We start from the raw sequence: 22995 nt of genomic DNA, 5'->3' as shown, positions 1-22995 counted from the left end.
TTACGCTGTTATTACGCGAGCGGCTTGCTTAGCTTTTTTACTTGGTCGAACGAATACAAAGTAAGATGCTGTCCATGTACCTAAAATCATAAACCCTAATGAAATCCAACCTTGCCAAGTCATCATCGCTGTCATCACCAATCCATTACCAATTGAGCAACCTCCTGCTAAACCTGCGCCGAATCCCATCAAAAGTCCACCACAAAAGCTGTTAATCGCTGTTTTTGTATCTGGAATACGGAATCTAAATTCACCACTCATTTTTGCTGCGAATAATGATCCTAAGAAAATCCCTAGTACTAGGAAAACACCCCAGTTGATGAAGCTAATTTGTCCAGTCACTAAAAATTGCAAAATATTAGCGGAAGGTGTTGTAATGCCTAACCCACCTATGCGACCAGTAGCAACACTTAATGGCCACGCTAAAGTCGCAATCACACCAATAATTGTTGCAGTAATAAATGGATGCCAACGTTTTTCAAATAAAATATGTGCTAATCCCGTTTTCTTCGGCTTTAACCCAGGGATTTTCAATCGTGGCTTCTTTAGCTCACGGTAAATGATAAAAGCAACAACTACCACAAAAATCGTTATAATCAACCAGTTGTTTACGCCAATTGTCTCGGCAATAGAATTACTTTCAATGCTCGTTTCTTTAATAGCCTTATCCAATGGCAACAATACGCCCGATTTCACCATTGCTGCTACAAGCATATAACCAGCTAGCGCAATCCAACTGCCAATTAAACCTTCTCCTGCACGATACCAAGTCCCTGTTGCACAACCACCAGCGAAAATAATGCCAATTCCAAAAATAAATGAACCAACTATAACAGCTACGATTGGTAAAGAACCAGCATTGAATTCAAACACCTTCAAACTAATTAATGTATATACACCAACACTTTGAATTGCTATCGCAATAAGCAATGCGTAAAACATACGGTTATCTTTTGCCAAATACATATCGCGGAATCCGCCAGTTAAGCAAAAACGCCCCCGCTGCATAACAAATCCAAGCAAAGCTCCACAAATAAGTCCTGTAATAATCATTTGACCCATTTATCATTCCCCTTCCAATACCCAAGTATTCTTATAAGGTATATTACCACTTGTTTTACTATGAATTCAATTACTTTTTTTTTATAACTTTGAAAAATCTAATAATTTTCCATATCTATGCATGCAAAAACCCTTGCTACAAGTGCAGATAACCGCTTCTTATAACAAGGGTCTGTATATTTATTTTGCTAATTCCCCGCATTCTATATCCTATAATTCCATAAATATCGCCAGCATGAATCTCCAAGGATGCTGGATGAAACGCATCAAATACACCTTTCTTACTAATACATCTCTTCGATAAATTTTGTAATTATAACACCCCACATTTTGTATTTAACTTATAGAATTACAATGTTTTAAAGGTTAAAAATACTGTTATTCAGTTTTGTGATAACATGTTCATGAAATTCCGGTAATTCCTTTAACGGTTCTTTAAATGTAATTAGCACCTTTTCAATACCAATGCTACTTAATTCTTGTAATTTAGCCATTACTTCATCATAACTACCGATCAACCCTGTACGAAAACCTTCATTATTAGCTACAAAATCACTTAACTGAGTGGCATTTTTCCACATCCCTAACGTTTCTTTGCGATTCTGGAACTGCTGGATTGCCTCTTCATCGGCATGGTCAATAATAGATTGAAATTCTTGGAATGCTTCTTCAGAAGTTTTACGGGCAATCACAAATGCATTAACAGCAAATTTTATCGTCCGACCCTTTCTTTTTGCTATCTCTGTTACATTTTCAATCTGTTTTTGCAACTCTACAAGCGGAGCTCCGTTCATAAAATAAACATCACTGTGCGCGCCCGCCATAACTTGAGCGTCCTCTGAATTACCACCTTGATAAATTGGAGGATATGGCTTTTGAATTGGTTTTGGTGCAAGTGTCGCATTTTTTATTGTATAGAAATCGCCCTCGTAGCTAAAGTTATCTTGTGACCAAAGACCTTTCAATACCTCTAAATACTCTGTTGAACGTCGATAGCGATCTTCGTGGTTGATCCACTCAATACCAAAGGTTTCTTGTTCTTTTTTAAACCAGCCACTCACTAAATTAATATGAAATCTCCCATTTGAAATGACGTCTATCGTTGAACCTATTTTGGCTAAAGTAGCCGGATGGATGAACCCAGGCAAAACAGCTGCTATAAAGTGAATATTTTTCGTTTCAGCAAATAACGCTGCCGCAATCGTTAGTGCATCCAGCTGTCCTTCTTCAGCACTACCATTACCACCAATATTCCCTATATATCGAATCGGAAATAAAACAGCATTTAGATCTAATTTTTCTGCTAATTTTATCAATGTTTTATTGTACTCAAAGCTTCCTTCTGTATTTTGCTCTATCCTAGAACGTAAAAATCCACCTGCTAAATTTGCGCCCCAAATAACAAATTCCATTCAATGATCACTCCATTTATTCAAATAATGGCAATACCTTTTCACCGAAAATTTCCGCTTCCTCTTTATGAGGGAAGCCCGATAAAATAAAGTGCGTTACACCGATATCAATATACGCTTGCAATCCTGCTTTCACTTGCTCTGGTGTACCAACAATGGCGGTTCCTGCACCTTTTCGAATTTTCCCGATACCTGCCCAACTGTATTGATCAAATCGCTCGTTTTCAGCAGTAAGGACGTTCATTCTTTTTTGAGCCACGGAATCTACCGTTTCGTAATATCGATTAAGATTCGATTGTACAGGGTTTTCAATTTTACTAATAATGTTAAAAGCAGCATCCCAAGCCTCTTGTTCTGTATCCCGTACAACTATATGAATTCGAATACCGTACTCTAATTGACGATTATACTTTTTAGCCCGATTTTCAACATCTTGAATTTGCTCCTGAATGCCCGCAATTGGCTCCCCCCATTGCAAATAAACATCTGCAGCTTTAGCAGCGATTTCCTTAGCCACATCGGAAGAACCTCCAAAATAAATAGGAATACCTTTTTCTTGATAGAGAGTAGGAATCAACTTTCCTTCAGTTATATTAAAAAACTCGCCATCATGATGAAACGATTCTCCTTGCCATGTTTCTTTCACTACAGTTAAAAATTCATCTGTACGTTCATAGCGTTGTTGATGTGATAAATAGTCACCGTCTTGTGCTAGCTCTTTTTCTGAACCGCCCGTTACAACATTGACCAACACTCTTCCCTTCGAAAATTGATCTAAAGTTGCTGCCATTTTAGATGCAACTGTCGGTGAAACAAAGCCAGGTCTAAATGCAATTAACGGTTTTATATGCTTTGTCTGATGAATGATAGCAGACCCTACAAGCCATGAATCTAAATAAGGAATACCTGTAGGAATCAAAATCCCTTCAAATCCTGCCTTTTCTGCCGTTTGAGCTACATCTACTAAATACTCAAAGGTCGGCTCTCTTTCAGGCTGCTTTAACCCTAAATACCTTCCATCTCCATTTGTAGGAGCAAACCAATAAAAATGTGGTTTCATAGTACGCTCTCCTTACCTAATTAAATTCTTCAACTAACTTTAACAGTCGATCCTTTTCACTATAGTTTTGATATTGCGCTGCAAAGGTACGAACAGGATCACCTGAATAAAAACGTTCATATAATTCGTGACGCGCTCCAAGCTGACTACCTATTAAATCCCAAGCTAGTTTAATAAACTTGGTTCTTGCAAATGCACCTGTATGTGTACCTCCATAATACGCCTGTAACTTGTCACCTATTGGCCCATCGATTTCTTGAATAGTAGATGGCACTTGCAGTAATCCACTTGCTCCAATTTGCTGTAATATTTCCAAAGCACGTGGATAATAACGTGTACCTAAATTTCGGGCAGTCGTTAAAAATCGTTGTTTAGGTAGATAAATTCCATTGTGTTCAATAGCTTCATATTCAGCCGCATTTAATAAACCCTTTATAGTTTCCAACTGTATGATTAGCTCACTTAACTTCTCTTTTACATGTAAAAACTCCGTCGCTCCAGCTGTTTCCGCTAGTTCGTTGCCAATTGCTACGACCGATTCTAATTTACTAATCAGGCGTACAACCGTTTGATGCTGACTTAACAAGGATGATGCCGTTTCAATTCGTAGCTTCCAAGCTAATTCAGGATCTTCTGCTACCAACACCCTTTCCCAAGGGATTAGAACATTATCAAAAATTAAAACAGCATCCATTTCATCAAAACGAGAGCTTAAAGGGTGGTTGCTTGTATCAGTAGAAGCAAACGATTCTCGACATACCATATGTAGCCCTTGAGCTGAGATTGGAACATAAAATATATTTGCCATTGCTGCTTCGTCTAACCCTCGTTTATGATAAGAGGTTATGAGCAGTTCATCTACATATGGCGCTGCTGTAGCAATTGTTTTGGCACCGCTCACAAAAATTCCTTCTTCATTTTTAGTAACTACACGCAACTTCCCATGCTCTATCTCTTCTGCAGATTTTGAACGGTTTCTTTGCGGGTCATGTGCTGCTACCGTTGATAATAAATCTAAATCACGTGCCGCTTCGTATAGTTTTTCAAGCTTTGTTGCAATGCCCGGTGACAAAACATCTAATTGTTGTCTACTTGCATACCAACCTACTAACTGCGAACGAGAATATTCGGATAAACGGCTCATTACCCCAAATGTTTCATCTACCCAACATTTATAAGCTAAACTTTTCCTTTTCAAATCATTGATTGATGTTGGAACTAAAAAAGATAAATGGGCATTTGCACCTTTTTCCGTTTCATACGTTAAAATCGATTTTGTCGGCTCCACTGTTTGTAAATTTAATAAATGCTGTATTGTTTGAACAGTCCCTTTAAAAGCCTTATGGTTTACTAAATCATTAACAATCTCCCCATCTAACCAAACTGTTCGCCCATTATTCAACCTCTGCAAATACGGAATCGGCGTATTCATCTTCGGTTACCTCCCTTTCAATCAAATTATTCAAAAAATGATTTAACTTATTTTTCAAATAGGACTTATCATAAGTTTCATACTGCAATGCATAAACGCGGATTGGATCTCCTGTGTAGAACCGTTCGTATAAATCGTGGCGTGAGCCAAGTTGACTGCCAATAAGTTCCCACCCGATTCTAAATAAATTTTCTTTCGTTCGTGCATCTACCTTGGCCCCTTTATAGTATTTAGAAAATAATGGGTATAATTCATGATTTTCTAGAATCGGAGATGACGATAATTGAATAAAGCCTCCTGCACCAATCTGCTTTAAAATATCTAGTGCACGGCCATAGAAATGGGTACCTAAATTTCTTGCTGTTTGTAATGGAGTAATATTAGGTAAATAAACATTCTGCTCATTTAGATGCCCTTCTTTTTCTGATGAAATTAATAAAGCTTCAATACTATCAATTTGTGTATAAAGCTCCCCTATTTTCTCCTGAACATGTAGAAAGTAATCTGCACCAATTGATTGAGCTATTGCCGTTGTAACTCCAGCAATAAATTCTAATTTTGATAGCAAACGAACCACCGTTTGATGCTGTGCTAGTGCATCGATTTGCTGATGCCGATGAGCTTTCAACACGCCCTCAGGTGAACCCTTAATAAGCACCCTATCCCACGGAATTAAAACATCGTCAAATAATAAAACAGCGTCCATTTCATCGAATCTCGAACTTAATTTATGATGCTCTTTATTTGAAGCAAATGATTCTCGACAAACGATTTGTAGTCCAGGTAAGTTTAATGGCACAATAAACATATTTGCTTGCGCTATTTGATTTGGTGATAATTTTTGCGGAGAGGTGACAATGACATCATGTGCATAAGGAGCACCAGTTGCAATCATTTTAGCCCCTCGTACAACTACCCCCTCCTCGGTCTCCCGTATAATACGCAATAATGCATCTTCGTCTTGCTCTTCTGCTGGTTTCGAACGATCAATTTGTGGATCCAAAATTGCAGTAGTAACAATTCGCCGTTCGTCTCTAGCTAACTCATAATATTTCGTTATTTTTTCAACGAATCCAGCATCATATTGCGCAAACTGATGACGATCCAAATAGTATCCGGTGATTAGAGAATTAGCATAATCTGATAAACGGCTCATCACTCCATAGGTTTTATTCGACCATAGAGCAAATGCTTTCTTACGCTTTATTAAATCCTCATAGCTACGTGGAATATAAAATGCACTATGAACAAATTGATTACTTTTCGGACTTTTAAAACCAGCAATGCTTTGATTGTTCTCATCATCTAAAAGCGCTAATAAATACGTGATAGTTTCTAATGTTCCCGTAAAGGCAGGATGAGTTGTTACGTCCACTTTTACTCCGTCCAGCCACACACTTCTTCCATCTTTCAAACTTCCACTAAAAGACATTTATTATCTCCAACTCCTTTTTCATGAACACAAAAAGCTCCCACCAAATCCCCTTCGCAAATCTTCGCTTAAGACATTAATGAGAGCTCCATTTTTATGGTCACTATGAATATTATTTATGGCCGAAAAAACAAAATCGGAGCTTTTAGTCCTAAAACCAAAGCTCCGATTTTTTCAGTCGCCACATTATATAAATTAATTTACATATTAAACCAAATAAAACCGATAAGTCAAGTATATTTTAAAAATCATTTATCAATTATGCATCAGCATAATTGCGTCCAAAGGGCTTTAGGCCAGCAAATGTTTTTGCGCGAAAGAGTAGTGTCAGCAATGTGTTTTGTTTGTGCTAAAGACATTTACTGAAAGAAGTTAAAATCTTATTGATTTATAAAAAAGCGTTTGTTATAATCCTACTAATCCAATTGGTATTAAAATAATTACTGACCGGAATCACCGGAGGCGTGTAAACAATTGTCGTTTACGCGTTTTTTTATTGCTTATATCTAGTAGTCAGTGTCAATATTACTTTTCTAGGAGGACAAAATAATGAAACAACTTCTTTTCCTTTTAAGTACCATGCTATTGATATTAGTATTAGCAGCTTGTGATTCAAACGGGGCTGCACAAGAAACATCAAATAAAACCATTAAAATAGGTTTTACACCTGGTCCATACAGCGACCAATTTCAATATGGCATTGCACCGATACTAAAAGAAAAAGGATACACAATCGAAACAATTAATTTCAGTAATATTATCCAGCCTAATATCGCTTTAGGAGATGGCTCGATTGATGCTAATATCTTTCAGCACACGGCCTATTTGGAAAACTTTAAAAAAGAGAAGCATTTAGATTTGACAGAAATACTTAAAGTTCCTACCGCACCAATGGGAATCTATTCAGACCGTTTTGATTCTATCGACAGTTTAGAAAAAAATAAAGAATATACAGTAGCAATCCCTAATGATCCAGCTAATATTGCACGTGCCCTACGAATCTTAGACGATCTTGGATGGATTGAATTAAAAGAAGATTATTCACCCATTGCAGTGAGTAAACAAGATATCACTAAATACGTATACACCATTGAATTCGTTGAAATGGAGCAAGCACATTTGCCACGTTCACTGTCTGACGTAGATTTTGCACTTGTAAACGGTAACTTTATTTTGTCATCCGGAAGAAAACTATCATCGAATTTAGCATTAGAGGACCCACCCTTCGAATACCAAAACCTATTAGCAGTTCGCACTGAGGATAAAGATAAAAAGTTTGTAAAGGATTTAATTGAAGCATATCATTCTGCAGATTTCCAGAAATTTATTGAATCCAATAAGGACTACGAAGGATTTCACCGACCAGATTATTTTAAAGACTAATTCTTTATAAAAATAAAAAGATGACGTGCTTTTAAATAAGAGCACGTCACCACAATTTTGAATTTTATTTTGCTAATTGCATTGCTGGACCAAAGAATTCATAATGAATTTTTTCGTCTTTCACGCCAATCTCATGTAAATTTTTAATAACTGCTTCCATAAAGCCAACAGGTCCACATACGTAAACATCTGCATTATTGGCTACTTTTTCAGCTAATAATTCTTTTGTGATTTTCTTATCTTCATCAGAATATAACGCTGTATATGTTGCATTTGGAAGCACATTTACTTTCTCTTTAATGTCATCGCTAAATGCTACAACTTTTTCATTGCGTGCACATTGGATAAAGCTCACTTCATTTGCCGCATCATCTTTTAGTGATTGAAGCATACTGTTTAATGGAGTTACACCGATACCACCACTTACAAATGTAATTGGAGCAGAAGTTTCTTCTAAGACAAACAGCCCTGCTGGAACACTTACATCTACTAAATCCCCGACTTCTAATACGTCGTGAATAAAGTTAGATACTTTACCATTTGGCGTATGATCGCTTTCACGTTTTACCGAAATACGGTAGCCGTCTTTAGTACTTGCCTGTGAAAGTGTATATTGACGGTTCATTAAATATTCTTCACCTGGTACTTTCACACGGATACTGATATATTGACCAGGCTCATAAGCTGGTAGAGGGGAACCATCTTCATTTTCAAAGTAAATAGATGTTACAAGATCACTTTCTACTACTTTTTTCGCCACTTTCAACGGTTTAAATAAGCGCCATCCGCCATTACCCTCAGCTTTTTGATATAGCTCTTCTTCTACTTGAATGAAAATATCCGCAATGACACCATATGCTTCAGCCCAAGCATTAATAATGTCATCTGTTGCTGCATCACCTAGCACTTCTTTAATCGCATTTAGTAAGTTTTCTCCTACTATTGGATAGTGCTCAGGTAAAATACCTAGACTCCGGTGTTTATGGGCAATTAACATTACCGCTGGTAAAATCGCTTCTAAATTTTCAATATGGACTGCTGCAGCATAAACTGTGTTTGCTAACGCTGTTTGCTGACGACCTTTTTCTTGGTTTGTATGGTTAAAAATATTTAATAATTCTGGATGAGCTTGAAACATATTTTTGTAAAACGTTTTAGTAATTTCCACTCCATGAACTTCTAATACAGGAACTGTTGCTTTAATAATTTGTACTGTTTCTTGTTTTAACATATCGCATACCATCCTTTCGTGATTACAATATAACGCTATCAATCCCTTAAAGCAATATATAAAATACATCTTTAACAAAATGGACATAATTAATGTATTTTAAATACATCTTTAAAAAAGTATTGAATTTATAATACTTCAAGGTAAAAATGCTATAATTATTTGGAACTATAGAAAGTAGGGTGTTCTTATGCGCTTAACTTTATACACAGATTATTCACTTCGAACACTTATATACCTAGGTGCGAAGGAAGATGGCCAATTATCAACTATCCAAGAAATTTCAGATGCTTATAATATATCGAAAAACCATTTAATGAAGGTGACACACCAACTTGGATTATTGGGCTATATTGAAACGATTCGCGGGCGTGGCGGAGGAATTCGCCTAGCAATTGATCCAAAGACCATTACAATTGGTGAAATAGTACGCCATACAGAAGAGGATTTTCATCTTGTCGAATGCTTTGATAAAGAAAATAATCTATGTAAAATTGCACCAGAATGTCAGCTAAAAGGCGTATTATATGAAGCACTACAAGCCTATTTAGCCGTCCTAGATCGCTATACTCTAGATGATTTTTTACATTCGAAAGAAAAGTTGATGGCATTGTTACTTGGCGAATAAAAATACCCGCACAACTCAAGTTGGACGGGTATTTCTTTATGTCTATATTACTTTACAATGCCTTAGAAAAGAAAATCATATCTAGTGCACGAATTCCATTTTCATAGATTGGCTCTGGGTAGTTACTGAAAAAATCTTTTTCAATTGCTTCCATACGAAAACCAGCTTTTTGATAGAAGGCAATATTATCAATACTTGAATTTGCAGTTCCAACTATTATCGTTTTATATCCCTGAGATTGACAAACTGTTGTTATTTGTCGCAGCGCTTCCTTCCCAAGCCCTTTACCTTGATACTTCGGTACAATCGCAATATTTTTTAACTCAACTGTCGTATCAGACTGTTCAAGAAGTAACGCTACACCCGCTAACTGCTCGCCACATTTAATCTCATATAATTCACCATCATTTAAATATTCTCGAACAGCTACTTCACTTTCATCAGCTAATAATAATTGTGGTAAATAGTCTTCCCGCACACCTTCCACTTTCTTTAAGGCTGAGCGATATCGAACAAAATCTTCGCGCTCAAAAACATTTAAAACACATGGCTGCTTTTCTTTGACCTCTAGCCATGAATGCTCCTGCGGAAAATCCTTCTCAACTCCTAATCGAATAAATGACAACTTTTCCTGTGCCTTTTGTGAGCGTATATTGACCTTTCTAGCTCCTGCAAAAACACGCTCTAGCCCTAACTCAAAGAATGCAATATCTAAAATCGCAACTTTTGATTGGAGATTATAGCCTTTTCCCCAGAATTCATAGCCAAGCCATGAGCCAATATGACAGCTCTTTTTATTGTGATCAATAAACATTAATGCCGTCACACCAATAAGTTGTCCTTCCTCATCCAGAACAACTCGAGGGACTGTCTTTCCAGCTTCTTCGTCCACACATTCACGTTTAATAAAATTAATCGTATCTTCCACTTTGCCAGCAGGTAACCCTAGTGCATCTCGAACCTGAGGCATAGAGGACAGTGCATGCATCGCTTCCGCATATTTTATATCGTGTCTCACTAAAGTTACTACCATATGCTATTCTCCTTTTAATATGATAAATCCTTATTGCAACGGATTTTGTATCATTCTTTACTACCATAATGAAGTTATTTCATCCATTTATATATATTTCTTTTGAAAATCAATTATACGTCAGTTGCCAGGATACACCGAAACGATCCTGAATCCAGGCAAATTTCTTAGAAAATCCATAATTATTAAGTGGCATTAACGCTTGTCCACCCTCTAAAATTTGAGTAACTAAACTGTCGATTTCTTCTTCAGACTCACATTCCATAAAAATAGAAGTTGACGGTGTAAATGTAAAGTTATGCTTTATTACACTATCATTCACCATCATTTTCAAACCTTTTATATTAAGAACAGCCATCGCAACCTGTTGTGAGTCTTCCATATAAGTTAAGCTTTCCACCTGTAATTCTGAAAACCATTGTTGATATTGCTGAATCGCTTCATTGGCTTGACCCTGAAACATTAAAAATGTAGTGGCACTTTTCATTTGTTTAACTCCCCTTCATATTTTGTAATCCATTGTGCTGGTGTCATTTTTGAAACAAGCTCTCCAATTAAATCATAAGGAATATTTTTAGTGTTTGTAAAACGAATACAGCTTTTCCCCATATTGAGTTTCGTCGGTACTCGTTTCGCATACTCCTCCTGGAACCATGAGAGTAACGCTTGATCTGCATAAATGCCCATATGATACACTGCAATATGACGTTTTTGTGCAGCAAGACTTATAAAGGGTAACGGAGTATTCGGGGTACAATGGTAGCCCTTCGGATAAGTAGATAACGGGACAACATAGCTTATCATGTCATAATACATATTTTCTTCAAAACCCTCTGGTAAATTGCTTTCTACCACATCTACAAGTTTAGCAAAGCCCTCCTGCCATTTTTCATCTACTTGCTCAATATAAGTGTTTTTCATACTCTGTCCCCTTTTCAACATAGTATTATTGCCAAGTGTATATCTTTATATGTTATTTATGCTTTACCCTCGGCCTTTGCCTTACGGTATAATTCCTTTGTTTTGTAGCCCAATCTAATAATTTCACGCATCTCTTCTAAGCGTACAACTTGCGTCTCTTCCTTTTTCGCACTATAGATATAACGAGCCCAGTCCTTTTGATAACCCGGTGTTAATCCATCATAAAATGTTAAATCATACTGATTTTCCGCAAGTGAATCACGCAATTGAGGAATCACACCTTCATAGTCACTAACGCACTGACTGCTCGCTGTCTTCTTCTTGCCGCGTCCCTTACCATCTCTCTTTATACTTAATATAGAAAATGTCTCATCTAACGACATAAGACTTGCAAATTTATAATCACTGCCAACAATGTATTTTTCCTCGTCCACTTGAATTGCTGGGAAGATTTCATCGCGATGAATAAACTGTTCATACTTCTTATTCCCCTTTTTCGGATAAACAAAAAATAAATAGCCTTGTTCCGTAAGAGTGTTTAACTTTAGTGCATTCTGTAAATACATTACCATTTCATCTATATTAAACACAAAGGCAATTATTCGATCATAAGGTGCATTTCCTGTTTGGGATATTCCCTCTAATTGCATCTCCTGTGGTTGATTATGAATGGCAATGGACAGTCCATCCTTAATTTTAAATTTCTTTTGCATAGTTTTGACACCTCTTCTAATTATCAATACAATTTTCTCTTAGTTTTGATAGTATAGCTGATTTAGTGAAATTTTCGTACAAAAAAACGCTCGAACAATTTTCTCGAGCGTTAAAAGTTTACAACTACTTTATTTTTGTAGTCGCCACTATTCCTTTAATAATCGGAATGGCTATTACAATTAGCACGATTGGTAAGAACCACCAACCGATATTCTCTGCCTCCCCTAGTGCAATACGTATCATTTGGAATGATATAGCTGCAAATAAAATTAGACAGAGGTTTTTTATTTCATTCAATCCTTTTCGGCTATTCAAATAAAATGCCTCTACATTACTTTCGTTTAAGCGTGCCGGGTAATTATGCATATGAGGAGCTTTTTCAAGCAACCCTAGCAAGATCCATAGAAATAGTCCGATGAACGGAAGGATAAGTAACTCTATTTTTGAACCCCAACGATCAACTTCTCCTGCTCCATTAAAATGACCTGGAATCTCTTCGGGGAGGTTGCCCCACATTACAAAAATATAAAGAATGGACAGTACAAATAACCCGCCACCGATATAATCCCAAATCTTTTCATATTTCGTTTTCGGCAATTTCAAAATTGGCCTATACATCTTCCCACTTCCTTGCTTATTCCTTTATCCATTCTACGTTACTACAATTCATTAAGTTTCAAATTTGTGAAAATTGTCATAATTGCTAATGTTACATCAGTAAATATCCGCTTTCACCAACATTCAATCGGCAATTTATTCTACTTTTTTTATCATTCTATCTACAATTTACTTCCTTTTTTGATTCTATCAATTAATGTAAAAATACTCATAATACTTTGTAAAATTCATATAATCTGATATAAATGGTATATACATATTTCATTTTTTTGTAACATTTCTACTAAATTACTGAGAAAGGAAACAACAACTATGCGATTTACTATCTACAAGAAGTTAGTACTCGGTTTTTTTATTGTTATTTTAGTATTAGTTGGCACAATCGGATTAAATTTTAAACAGCTTAGTTCCGTTAACAAGACATATCGTGTGTTACTCGAAGAGCAAACGACTAAATCTATTAGTATTCAAGAGCTACGCGCAATTGCTAAACAAGAAATTGCAAATATGAGAGGATATCTATTACTTGGGGACAAGCAAAATTTTCAAAGTAATAAGGCTTCGCGTGAAGAATTTAAAAAGAAATATGATGAATTAAAGGCTTCGTTCGATTCTCAAAAATCTATTGAATTATTAGAGGCAATCAATAAAAGCGAGCAAGATGTCCAAAAGTTCGCAGATCGAATGTTTGCATTAAAGGATGCCGGAGAAACAGAGCAATACGAAAAGCTTGATAGTTCACAAGGCCGCCTAATTAATAAACAATTCGATGAACGTGTAGCTAACCTCGCTAACTATCAAGATGAATATATAAAAGAAAATATCGCTGCTACATCTAAAGAAATTGAATCCATTAAATTCCAAATGATTATTCTTGGCATCTTTGCTGTTGTTATCAGTCTCATCATTGCTATGGTCATGGGAAGCCTTATTTCTCGCCCTATCAAAAGTATGGCAAAAACTGCGAAAAAGATTGCTGATGGCGATTTAACAGCTGAGCAAATTCACATTAAGAATCGTGATGAGGTAGGTGATTTAGCACTTGCCTTTAATCAAATGGCGGTAAATTTAAAGGACCTTATTACAAATGTACGTCATAACTCTGTGCAAGTAAGTGGTTCTGCTGCTGAATTAACCGCAAGCGCTGAACAAACAATCCAAGCGACCGAACAAATTACTTCCTCTATACAAGAAGTTGCAAGTGGCTCCGAGGCGCAAGGGAAAAATGCTACTGAAAGTTCAGCAGCTATGAAAACTATGACAAGAGGCATTCAACAATTGGCTGCGACGACAGCTGCCGTTTCAGAGCTTGCCATAGAAACAAATACTGAAGCTAATAAAGGAAATGAATCGCTACACCGTGTTATTACACAGATGGACACAATTAATGCAGCTGTTTTAGAATCTGCTAGCGTTGTGAAAAATTTAGGAAATCATTCCATTGAAATTGGTAATATTATTGGTCTTATCACGGATATCGCAGAGCAAACAAATTTACTAGCACTAAATGCCGCAATTGAGGCAGCACGTGCAGGGGATCATGGTCGCGGCTTTGCAGTAGTAGCTGATGAAGTGAAGAAATTAGCAGATCAATCTAAGCAATCTGCTGAACAGATTGCAAGTCTGATTTCAGAAATACAACAGGATACAAACCGTGCCGTAACTGTTATGGATACTGGTACACAAGAGGTACAAGTGGGTATGCGAGTGGTTAAGGTAGCTGAGGAAGGCTTCTCTAAAATCGTTGAACTGATCGAACAAGTATCCCATCAAATTCAAGAAGCAACAACAGTTTCAGAGGAAATGTCATCGAGTGCTGAGCAAATTTACGCATCCTTCGATGAAATTGCAACAATCGCACAGATGTCTTCTTCAAATCTACAAAATGTAGCTTCTGCTTCTGAGGAACAACTAGCGACTATTGAAGAAGTTGCCGCTTCTGCTGCTACACTATCAAATATGGCCGAAGAATTACAAACACAGGTTTCGCGTTTTAAAGTGGAGTAAAAAATCTTTTTCAAGAAGCTTGTTTTATTAAAGTTATCGATTATCCATCCCGAATTGTATTAGGTTATTAAATACAATTCGGGAGAGGATAACTTTTTTATATCTTTTAAATCTAGTATATTTTAATGATATCATTTATTGGATAGCTGATATTTTTGCGGTACCATCGACATAATGCTACTCGCTATGTATGCCTCCACTACACTTTCCTGTCTTCCTTCTGAAAGCCACTATGTCGTAGCTCACGTTTCAAGCCTTCCGTCTCATGCAAAAGTTTTAACACATTACGTAAATCCATTGATGTCATCTCTTATTTGTACTTTTCATTTAACACATCTAGCATCTTGATCACTGCTGTTTCCTCACTTGGTACATGTAAAGATGCAAGCTCACGTACTTTATGCACACCTACACAAACGCTTTCCTTCGCCTTTACAAACATGGATGCATCGTTCGCATCATTCCCAAACGCGATAAATCCACCTTCAGCAACACCTAATTTCATTAAGCCATTCCATTTATCAATTCCATTCGGGCTCATATCTACAATATTTTCTGATGTATGTTCATACACCGATATCGGTAATTTCTGTAATTCAGCCAATATTTCTTTATGTTGCTCTCCAGGAAATAAAACAATTTTTACGATATCTTTTAGCTCATGTAATGACACATTTTTCGCAAGCTTTAGTGGATCTAAATTTTGATAAATCGGATGTGCCTCACTACCTGTATACGCATAATCCCAATCACCATCAACTAAATACGGTAGTTGAAATGCTGAAATAATGTTTTGAATCTCTTCTACAATTCCCCCTGCAAATGCAGTTACCTCAACAGTTTCCCCGTTCCGTGCAACAAATGCACCATTTCCCCCTACCATTGAAAATTTCCGCATTGTTTCCGGTAATACAGGTAATAAATCACGAATTGGACGAGCTGATGCAAAAATGATTTCATGGCCATTCCCGATGCAAGCTTCTAGAGCATTAGTAATTCCCTTACTTAATGGTTGACCCTTAAAACAAATCGTACCGTCTAAATCAAATACAAATTTCATAGTCACGCCTTCTTTCTAAACTGTTAATTACCCAAATATTATCTCATAAATATTTACATTAATTGCGGGAAATATTAATTATTATCAAAACGTAGGGTTGATTTCCGTTCCGCCTGGGCGCTTTTATCGCTGCCGCTTCGCTTTCGCGCAGAGCAGAGCTTCCTGGGGGCGTCCGATGAGCCGCTTGGGCCAACAGATGTCTTTTGCGCGAAAGCGTAGTGCTAACGAAGCGTCAGCAGCAGGATGTTGGTCACGAAGGCGTTATCACAGGACGTGATGGTTTTAGCCTTCGATCCGCTATTGCTAATCCCCAAGGAGTCGCCCAGCCTCCACTCCAATCATGGCATACGTTTTAACAACGCCATCCCAAAATTTCAGAGATCAGCCAAATATAAGGGAGTTTTTTTAATATTATTAAAGGTTCGAATCCATAATAAGGTACTGCCATTACATAAGACAGAAAAGAAATAATTTTTAGAATATTATTGACAAACCAACAATATCCAAGTATTATTGCTTTCAACAACACATTATTGTAGGCCAAGATTGGAAATAGTAGAAATGCAAGTGTACTTGTAGAGAGTCGGTGGTTGGTGTAAACCGATAGGCACACATTTTGAACTCGTCCATGAGCCACTCCCTGAATTTTGAGTAAGGGACGTCGGTTTCCTCCGTTAACGGGATAGACAGTGACAGCTGTCGATAAGGGGACTTTTTCTGTAAAGAGAAGGTCAATTAGAGTGGTACCGCGAGCATAACTCGTCTCTATATTTTTATATAGAGGCGGGTTTTTTTATTGATTCCAAAAAGTTTATTGGCCTAGGTGTGGATTTCGTCTCTAACAGAGCTAACGGTTCAAAGCAGAGACAATATCAATATAATGACAACTACAACAAAAGGAGTGTTTGAAAATGGGAAGAAAAATTTGGGTGTTTGATACAACTTTACGTGACGGCGAGCAAGTGCCTGGTGCAAAACTGAATTTATACGAAAAAGTAGAGATTGCACAGCAACTCAAAAAATTAGGCGTCGATATTATCGAAGCTGGTTTCCCGGCTTCATCACAAGGAGATTTTGATGCAGTTAAAGCTGTCGCACAAAAAGTCGGAAATACAAATGACATTATGATTACCGCTTTAGCTCGTGCCGTACAGGCAGATATTGATGCTGTTTATAACGCTGTAAAATACGCTGAAAATCCGATGATTCATATGGTGCTTGGTACTTCAGATATTCATGTTGAGAAAAAATTTAGCAAATCCAAGGATCAAATTCTACAGATTGGCGTTGATGCGGTAAAGTATGCAAAAACGCTGCTACCACAAGTCCAATATTCAACAGAAGACGCATCACGTTCAGATTTCGAGTATCTTTGGAAAACAATCGAAGCCGTCATGAAGGCTGGTGCAACTATGATTAATGTACCTGACACAGTCGGCTTTGCAGAACCAGAAGAATTCGGAGCGATGATTTATAAACTAAATGAGCGTATGAAAAACCTAGACGATAGCGTTTTGTTGAGTGTTCATTGCCATAATGACCTTGGTATGGCTACTGCGAACACACTAGCTGCGATTAAAAACGGCGCGGATAAAGTAGAATGTACAATTAACGGCATTGGCGAACGTGCAGGAAATGCAGCATTAGAAGAAGTCGTTATGGCGTTGAAGACACGCAGTTCTGTATACAATGCAGAGACACGTATCAACACAAGAGAAATTATGAATACGTCTCGTCTTGTTTCAAGCTTTATGGGCTTAGACGTACAAGTAAACAAAGCGATTACTGGAGATAATGCTTTTGCCCATTCCTCTGGTATTCATCAAGACGGCCTTCTAAAATCTCGTGATGCCTATGAAATTGTACATCCAGAAGATGTAGGTCTTGACGATATGGAGCTAGTCCTTACAGCTCGCTCTGGGCGTCACGCGGTGAAAAATGCCCTTGAAAAACTTGGCTTTTCCAATCTTTCAGCAGATGAATTTGAAGGAATCTTCGAAGGCTTTTTAAAGCTGGCTGATGCAAAGAAAGAAGTTTATGATCACGATTTATATGTTATTGTGGAAAGCTATTATGAAAAACATGACGCAAACCATGCTAATGCCACTCATTATAGTGATCAATTCTTTGACTTTGATGATTTACAAGTCGTCAGCAATGCAAGCTTTCCGTCAGCAAGTGTGAGAGTACGTAAAGGTGACGAGATATTTAAAGCAAGTGCGGTTGGCTCAGGTCCAATTGATGCCCTATATTCAGCCATCGCAGAAATTACAAATATCGATGTGAAACTTGTAGAGTATAATATCAATAGTGTATCTCGTGGTAAAGAAGCTCTTGGTAAAGTAAAAATTACAATCGAGCATGAAGGTGAAAAGTATATCGCAAAAGCTGCGGATACAGATATTTTAAAAGCGAGTGCGCTAGCTTATATTAATGCTATCAATAGTATTGTTGTTGCTAGATTAACGCCTGTTATGAATTAAATAATTGTAGCTGTCGCTACAGATAAACAATGCTTTCGGAAAGAAGTTAAAAGCAGTATGACAATATTGAGTCATACTGCTTTCATTTTTCCTATTGGCTGCCCTCCACTAACTTTTGATATTCCTCTTCAATTAATTCAACATCAAGACGTTCAAATAGTGGTGTCACTTCGCCAATGCTTGTTGGTAACTCCACTTGCTCATGCCACATCACTTCATTGATACCTAACATTTTTCTCACCTTCTCTGCTGAAAACGGTAAAAATGGATGTAACAGCTGTCCAAGATTAGCAATAATATAAACACACGTTGCAAGTGTTCGGTTGCCAGCCTCCACATTCTCTTTCACCTGTAGCCACGGCTGCTGTTCGTCAAAATATCGATTAGCTCCACGAATGTATTCAAAAATAGCTTCTAAAGCTTGTTTAAAATGCCCCGCTTCTATATGAATCCCAACTTCATTAAACAGCTGAATTGTTTGTTTTCGAATAGTGTCATCTATCTCGGCATGAGGCACTTGACGATCAACTGATTTTTCTAAAAACTTCAATGTTCGATTAACAAAATTACCGTAAGCGCCAAGTAATTCGCCATTATGACTATAAATAAATTCTCGCCAAGAGAAATCAGTATCGCGATTTTCTGGTGCATTCATTGTTAAAAAATAACGAATAGAATCTGCATCGTATCGACTCAAAATATAAGGCACCCATACCGCCCAGTTTTGGCTCGTCGATAATTTTCGTTTTTCTAATGTTAAATATTCGTTCGATACAATATGTGTAGGTAAGGCCTTCGCTCCTATCCCCATAAGAATAGCTGGCCATATAACAGTATGGAACGGAATATTATCTTTACCATGCACATAATACGAAATCGTTTCTTCATTCCACAAATCTTCAATCGCTATTTGATGCTGCTTCGCCCATTCAATACTCGCTGTTAAGTAACCTGCTACTGCTTCAATCCACACATATATTTTTTTACCTTCAAAACCTGGTACGGGCACATCTATACCATTTGGTAAATCTCTTGTTACCGCACGGTCAGGGACCCCTTCTGCCAAGTAACGCTCTGTCAAACCTAAAGCATTGTCCCTCCAGCGTTTTTCTGCCTTTGCTTCTGCTAAATAAGTTTCCAGCCTCCCTTGAAACTGACTAAATGCAAAATAGAAGTGCTCTGTCTCCCTTATAATTGGCTCATTCCCACAAATTTTACAACGTTTATCGATTAAATCGAGTGGGTCTAAAATTGTTGAGCAATTATCACATTGGTCACCGCGTGCCTTCGCTCCACAGTTTGGACAAATTCCCTCTACAAATCGGTCCGGCAAAAACTGCTTGTCCGTTTCACAATATGCTTGTTCAATTTTCTTTTTGTATAAAAAATTGTTCGCTAGTAGCTGCAAAAAAATTGTTTGAACAGATTCATGATGATGCTGAGCGTCGGTTCTCGTATACAAATCATAGGTAAATCCTAAATCATTGAAGCATCTTGAAAACTCCTCGTGATAATGATTAGCAATTGCTTCCGTTGTCGTATTTTCCTGTGCAGCCCGAATAGAAATCGGCGTGCCATTACAGTCACTTCCCGAAACATACAATACCTTCTCGCCCTTTTGTCGATAATATCTAGCCAAAATATCACCTGGTAATAATGCGGCAACATGCCCTAAATGCAAAGAACCATTTGCATATGGCCACGCGCCTCCAATAACGATTGTCATCCTAAGTTGCTCCCCTCGAAAAAATTGTACAAAAAAATTGTAAATCAATTGCGCCTTGGCGTAATTGCCGTCTGGATTTTGAATTGTGCTAGCACAATTCTTCCTTTTAAAATCCATGACATCCGCCGGAGGTTTTATCTTTATTCAGGTAAGCCCTGAATGAAGATAAAAAAAAAACGCCCTAATCAAAATTGATTAGGACGAGTATACCCGTGTTACCACCTATATTTACAAATAGCTCACACTATTTGCCTCCATCAGTACGTTCCATCTTAAAAGGAATGAAAGATACTGCCGCTGTTGTAACGAGTGCCCATCTCGTCGTAATCTACTCGCAAACTTGCTTTCGGTACGAAGCTCAAAGGTCATTTTCAAAAGGGGGCATTTACCTCATTTCCACCAACAGAGGCTCTCTATATAATACTTACCCAATTTACTTTTCCTTATCAAAGCTTTTACTATAGATTTCCACCATTTTACTCTTTCTACCCTTGAATTGCAATGCATGTCGATAAATGACTGAAAGTTTTCGATAAAATGAAAAAGTTACGCGATAAATCAAAAAATGTAGTTGATAGAAATATTTTATCCTACCTTTATATAAAGTAGCTCTTTTAAATCATCAATAACAATGTCTGCCTTCTGTAATTCTGTATCCTGCGCAAAGTCGAATCGGACACCGACTGAGAGTAACTGATTGTCTTGCGCCGCCTGAATATCAGAAGAACGATCACCTACAACTGCTCCGCGTTCAATGGCATTTTCCTCAATGACCTTTTTCACTAAATCAGATTTATGACCACTTGAAATGGACTGAATACTATATGTACCTTTGATAAAACGCTGTAATTGATAGGTTTCTACTATTGCTTGTAAATACTCAGTTTGCCCATTACTAGCAATGAATAAATCATAGTTTTCTGCCAAAGCGGACAGTGTTTGCTCTGCATTTGAATACAATGCGCCCTGACGATTTCGTATTTGTTCAATAAGCTTAACATGGAATAATGCATTGCTTTCTTCACGTGTCTCTAGCGTATGCACAGGACATAACGTCTCCCAGACAACAGGTAATGGAACCCCCATAATTTCGCGGTATTTCTCTATTGGTGTTTCTCCCTGCCACAGGCCCTTTGCACGTAACACATCAAACGTTGCCGCTAGCGCTGGCTCTAATATTAGATTTGTTTGAAATAAAGTACCATCCATATCAAAAATAATAGCTTTTTTCACAAAATCACCCCTTCTACTATTATCAACGTTTTCATCAGAAAGAGTGTTGCAACATTAGACATCAAAAAATTCCATATGCACTTTTTCTTTCTTATAATAATCCAATCGATCCTGTAAAGTCCCTGTATGGAATTCGAATTTGTGACCATCTGGATCCGTGAAGTAAATCGATTTTTTATCTCGTACATCTCTTTGTCGGCCATCCAGAATATTGACATTAAGATGAACTAACTTTTCATACATATCGTCAAAATCGTCCTCATGGATAGAAAACGCTATATGTGTATAGGATTGATGTATGTCATTACGCGGGATATCCTTCTCTACATTAAGGGCAAGCCACAGCCCATTTACATCAAAATAGGCTGTGCTTCTACCTTTCACTAATAATTTTGCGTCAAAAACCTTTTCATAGAATGCGATGGATTCCTCTAAATTCGAAACTGAAAATAATAAATGATTTATGTTTTGGATTGTCATTTTGGTGCCTCCAACTATGAAATCGCTCACTCTTATATCAAGTTAAATTTGATTTTTTACCTTTCTTTAAGCCTTTCGAAATTTGCTTCCATTTGCGTTGCTCACTTAATTTTGCTTGAGCATTTGTTTTGCGTTCAATAAAAGCAAGCTCTCTTTGCAATTTAAAGTAGCTTTGAAGGCGGGATTGTTCAAGCACGCCATCTGTAATTGCTTGCTGCACAGCACAATTTGGCTCCTTCTTATGTGTACAATCCCTGTAGCGACAGGCCGCAGAAAGTTCCTCAATATCCTTAAAACTAGAAGATAAGCTATCACTCTGATCCCATAATTGAAGCTCTCGCATTCCAGGCGTATCAATTATACAACCGTCACCTGGCAATAGAACTAACTCACGATGTGTTGTTGTATGGCGCCCCTTCGCATCATCTTCTCGAATATCCGAAACCTTCATAAGCTCTTCACCACTAAGCGCATTCGTCAATGTGGATTTCCCTGCACCAGAAGAGCCAAGCAATGCTCCTGTCACACCTTCCGTAAATAGCGCACGAATATCTTCTATTCCCTCTCCTGACAGAGCGCTAGTCACAAAAATGTCCACACCGAACGCTACAGACTCAACCTCACTTATCATACTTGCAACATCTTCACAGAGATCAGCCTTCGTCAATACAACAACCGGCTTCGCGCCTGAATCCCACGCAGCTATTAAATAACGTTCCAAACGACGAATATTAAAGTCAGCATTTAAGCTCATAACTAGAAGTACGATATCAACGTTCGATGCTACAATCTGTTCTTGTATTTCCAATCCCGCGGCCTTGCGGGAAAAGGCTGATTTTCGTGTAAACAATTTATGAATAATTGCCTTTTCCTCACCAGGCATTTTTTCAACTAGCACCCAGTCTCCAACAGCGGGGAAATCCTCACGTGCTAATGATGTATACGCGTAATGTCCAGCAATCGTCGCTAGCCATTCTCCTTCTTCTGCCAGAACACGATAGGAATGCTTATGCTCTAAAGTAACCCTAGCCGGCACACAATTCGCCAGTTTAGCCTCCTGCTTAAATCCAGTCATTTGTT

The 22995-nt window shown here is 37.6% G+C and carries 21 protein-coding genes and 2 other annotated features; of the genes, 5 read left to right on the top strand and 16 right to left on the bottom strand.

Annotation, left to right across the window (positions count from 1 at the left end; translation table 11 throughout):
- From ACZ11_RS02040 to ACZ11_RS02020, 5 genes are all read right to left on the bottom strand, one after another.
- Window positions 1-1062, bottom strand: coding sequence for a YeeE/YedE family protein (locus tag ACZ11_RS02040; protein ID WP_049663224.1), 1062 nt, complete (start codon window positions 1060-1062; stop codon window positions 1-3).
- A gap of 359 nt (window positions 1063-1421) precedes the next feature.
- Window positions 1422-2474: an LLM class flavin-dependent oxidoreductase gene (locus ACZ11_RS02035; RefSeq protein WP_049663222.1), complete on the bottom strand. Its 1053-nt coding sequence runs from the start codon at window positions 2472-2474 to the stop codon at window positions 1422-1424.
- A 16-nt stretch (window positions 2475-2490) separates the two neighbouring features.
- Window positions 2491-3534, bottom strand: coding sequence for an LLM class flavin-dependent oxidoreductase (locus ACZ11_RS02030; protein ID WP_049663220.1), 1044 nt, complete (start codon window positions 3532-3534; stop codon window positions 2491-2493).
- Between the two features lie 16 nt (window positions 3535-3550).
- On the bottom strand, window positions 3551-4966 hold the full coding sequence (locus tag ACZ11_RS02025) for a 4-hydroxyphenylacetate 3-hydroxylase N-terminal domain-containing protein (RefSeq protein WP_049663218.1): 1416 nt from the start codon (window positions 4964-4966) through the stop codon (window positions 3551-3553).
- Window positions 4929-6398, bottom strand: coding sequence for a 4-hydroxyphenylacetate 3-hydroxylase family protein (locus tag ACZ11_RS02020; RefSeq protein WP_049663215.1), 1470 nt, complete (start codon window positions 6396-6398; stop codon window positions 4929-4931). The genes ACZ11_RS02025 and ACZ11_RS02020 overlap by 38 nt, the downstream gene beginning before the upstream one ends.
- 549 nt (window positions 6399-6947) lie before the next feature.
- Here ACZ11_RS02020 and ACZ11_RS02010 point away from each other — a divergent pair.
- Window positions 6948-7781 (top strand): MetQ/NlpA family ABC transporter substrate-binding protein, encoded by an 834-nt coding sequence (locus ACZ11_RS02010; RefSeq protein WP_049663210.1) that lies wholly within the window; start codon window positions 6948-6950, stop codon window positions 7779-7781.
- A gap of 64 nt (window positions 7782-7845) precedes the next feature.
- Here the strand turns inward: ACZ11_RS02010 and hmpA are convergent, their stop codons facing one another.
- Complete coding sequence (gene hmpA / locus ACZ11_RS02005; RefSeq protein ID WP_049663207.1) at window positions 7846-9012, bottom strand: NO-inducible flavohemoprotein; 1167 nt, start codon at window positions 9010-9012, stop codon at window positions 7846-7848.
- 190 nt (window positions 9013-9202) lie between these two features.
- On the opposite strand from hmpA, the gene ACZ11_RS02000 reads away from it, so the two are divergent.
- Window positions 9203-9640 (top strand): Rrf2 family transcriptional regulator, encoded by a 438-nt coding sequence (locus ACZ11_RS02000; RefSeq protein WP_049663205.1) that lies wholly within the window; start codon window positions 9203-9205, stop codon window positions 9638-9640.
- 52 nt (window positions 9641-9692) lie between these two features.
- On the opposite strand, the gene ACZ11_RS01995 is transcribed toward ACZ11_RS02000, so the two are convergent.
- The 5 genes from ACZ11_RS01995 to ACZ11_RS01975 form a co-directional block, all read right to left on the bottom strand.
- Window positions 9693-10673, bottom strand: a complete 981-nt coding sequence (locus tag ACZ11_RS01995) for a GNAT family N-acetyltransferase (protein ID WP_049663202.1) — start codon at window positions 10671-10673, stop codon at window positions 9693-9695.
- A 109-nt stretch (window positions 10674-10782) separates the two neighbouring features.
- Window positions 10783-11160, bottom strand: a complete 378-nt coding sequence (locus tag ACZ11_RS01990; protein WP_049663201.1) for a VOC family protein — start codon at window positions 11158-11160, stop codon at window positions 10783-10785.
- The gene (locus ACZ11_RS01985; protein WP_049663198.1) at window positions 11157-11594 is read right to left on the bottom strand and encodes a DUF1801 domain-containing protein; all 438 of its coding nucleotides are present in this window, start codon (window positions 11592-11594) and stop codon (window positions 11157-11159) included. The genes ACZ11_RS01990 and ACZ11_RS01985 overlap by 4 nt, the downstream gene beginning before the upstream one ends.
- Window positions 11595-11650: 56 nt before the next feature.
- Window positions 11651-12307, bottom strand: coding sequence for a YdeI/OmpD-associated family protein (locus ACZ11_RS01980; RefSeq protein WP_049663196.1), 657 nt, complete (start codon window positions 12305-12307; stop codon window positions 11651-11653).
- A gap of 124 nt (window positions 12308-12431) precedes the next feature.
- Window positions 12432-12926 carry a DUF1648 domain-containing protein gene (locus ACZ11_RS01975; protein WP_049663194.1) on the bottom strand — a complete coding sequence of 165 codons (495 nt, stop codon included), beginning with the start codon at window positions 12924-12926 and terminating at the stop codon, window positions 12432-12434.
- 312 nt (window positions 12927-13238) lie between these two features.
- On the opposite strand from ACZ11_RS01975, the gene ACZ11_RS01970 reads away from it, so the two are divergent.
- The gene (locus ACZ11_RS01970; RefSeq protein WP_049663192.1) at window positions 13239-14933 is read left to right on the top strand and encodes a methyl-accepting chemotaxis protein; all 1695 of its coding nucleotides are present in this window, start codon (window positions 13239-13241) and stop codon (window positions 14931-14933) included.
- 310 nt (window positions 14934-15243) lie between these two features.
- On the opposite strand, the gene ACZ11_RS01965 is transcribed toward ACZ11_RS01970, so the two are convergent.
- Window positions 15244-15993, bottom strand: coding sequence for an HAD-IIB family hydrolase (locus tag ACZ11_RS01965; RefSeq protein WP_049663189.1), 750 nt, complete (start codon window positions 15991-15993; stop codon window positions 15244-15246).
- A gap of 203 nt (window positions 15994-16196) precedes the next feature.
- Here ACZ11_RS01965 and ACZ11_RS26490 point away from each other — a divergent pair, with 203 nt between their 5' ends.
- On the top strand, window positions 16197-16349 hold the full coding sequence (locus ACZ11_RS26490; RefSeq protein ID WP_169776062.1) for a hypothetical protein: 153 nt from the start codon (window positions 16197-16199) through the stop codon (window positions 16347-16349).
- Between the two features lie 177 nt (window positions 16350-16526).
- Window positions 16527-16763, top strand: a binding site (T-box leader).
- Between the two features lie 141 nt (window positions 16764-16904).
- Window positions 16905-18476 carry a 2-isopropylmalate synthase gene (locus ACZ11_RS01960; RefSeq protein WP_049663186.1) on the top strand — a complete coding sequence of 524 codons (1572 nt, stop codon included), beginning with the start codon at window positions 16905-16907 and terminating at the stop codon, window positions 18474-18476.
- Between the two features lie 91 nt (window positions 18477-18567).
- On the opposite strand, the gene metG is transcribed toward ACZ11_RS01960, so the two are convergent.
- The 4 genes from metG to rsgA all read right to left on the bottom strand — a co-directional run bounded on the left by metG (window position 18568) and on the right by rsgA (window position 22990).
- Window positions 18568-20202 (bottom strand): methionine--tRNA ligase, encoded by a 1635-nt coding sequence (gene metG / locus ACZ11_RS01955; RefSeq protein WP_049663184.1) that lies wholly within the window; start codon window positions 20200-20202, stop codon window positions 18568-18570.
- Window positions 20203-20395: 193 nt separating this feature from the next.
- Window positions 20396-20661, bottom strand: a binding site (T-box leader).
- Window positions 20662-20787: 126 nt separating this feature from the next.
- Window positions 20788-21435, bottom strand: a complete 648-nt coding sequence (locus ACZ11_RS01950; RefSeq protein WP_049663182.1) for an HAD hydrolase-like protein — start codon at window positions 21433-21435, stop codon at window positions 20788-20790.
- Window positions 21436-21489: 54 nt separating this feature from the next.
- Window positions 21490-21915 (bottom strand): FosM family fosfomycin resistance protein, encoded by a 426-nt coding sequence (gene fosM, locus ACZ11_RS01945; protein WP_049663180.1) that lies wholly within the window; start codon window positions 21913-21915, stop codon window positions 21490-21492.
- 37 nt (window positions 21916-21952) lie between these two features.
- The gene (gene rsgA, locus ACZ11_RS01940) at window positions 21953-22990 is read right to left on the bottom strand and encodes a ribosome small subunit-dependent GTPase A (protein ID WP_201778492.1); all 1038 of its coding nucleotides are present in this window, start codon (window positions 22988-22990) and stop codon (window positions 21953-21955) included.
- Window positions 22991-22995: the final 5 nt, after the last annotated feature.

Origin of the sequence: Lysinibacillus xylanilyticus, from assembly GCF_001183605.1 — a bacterium.
Lineage (GTDB): Bacteria > Bacillota > Bacilli > Bacillales_A > Planococcaceae > Lysinibacillus > Lysinibacillus xylanilyticus.
This window is presented reverse-complemented; position numbering and strand designations above follow the sequence as displayed.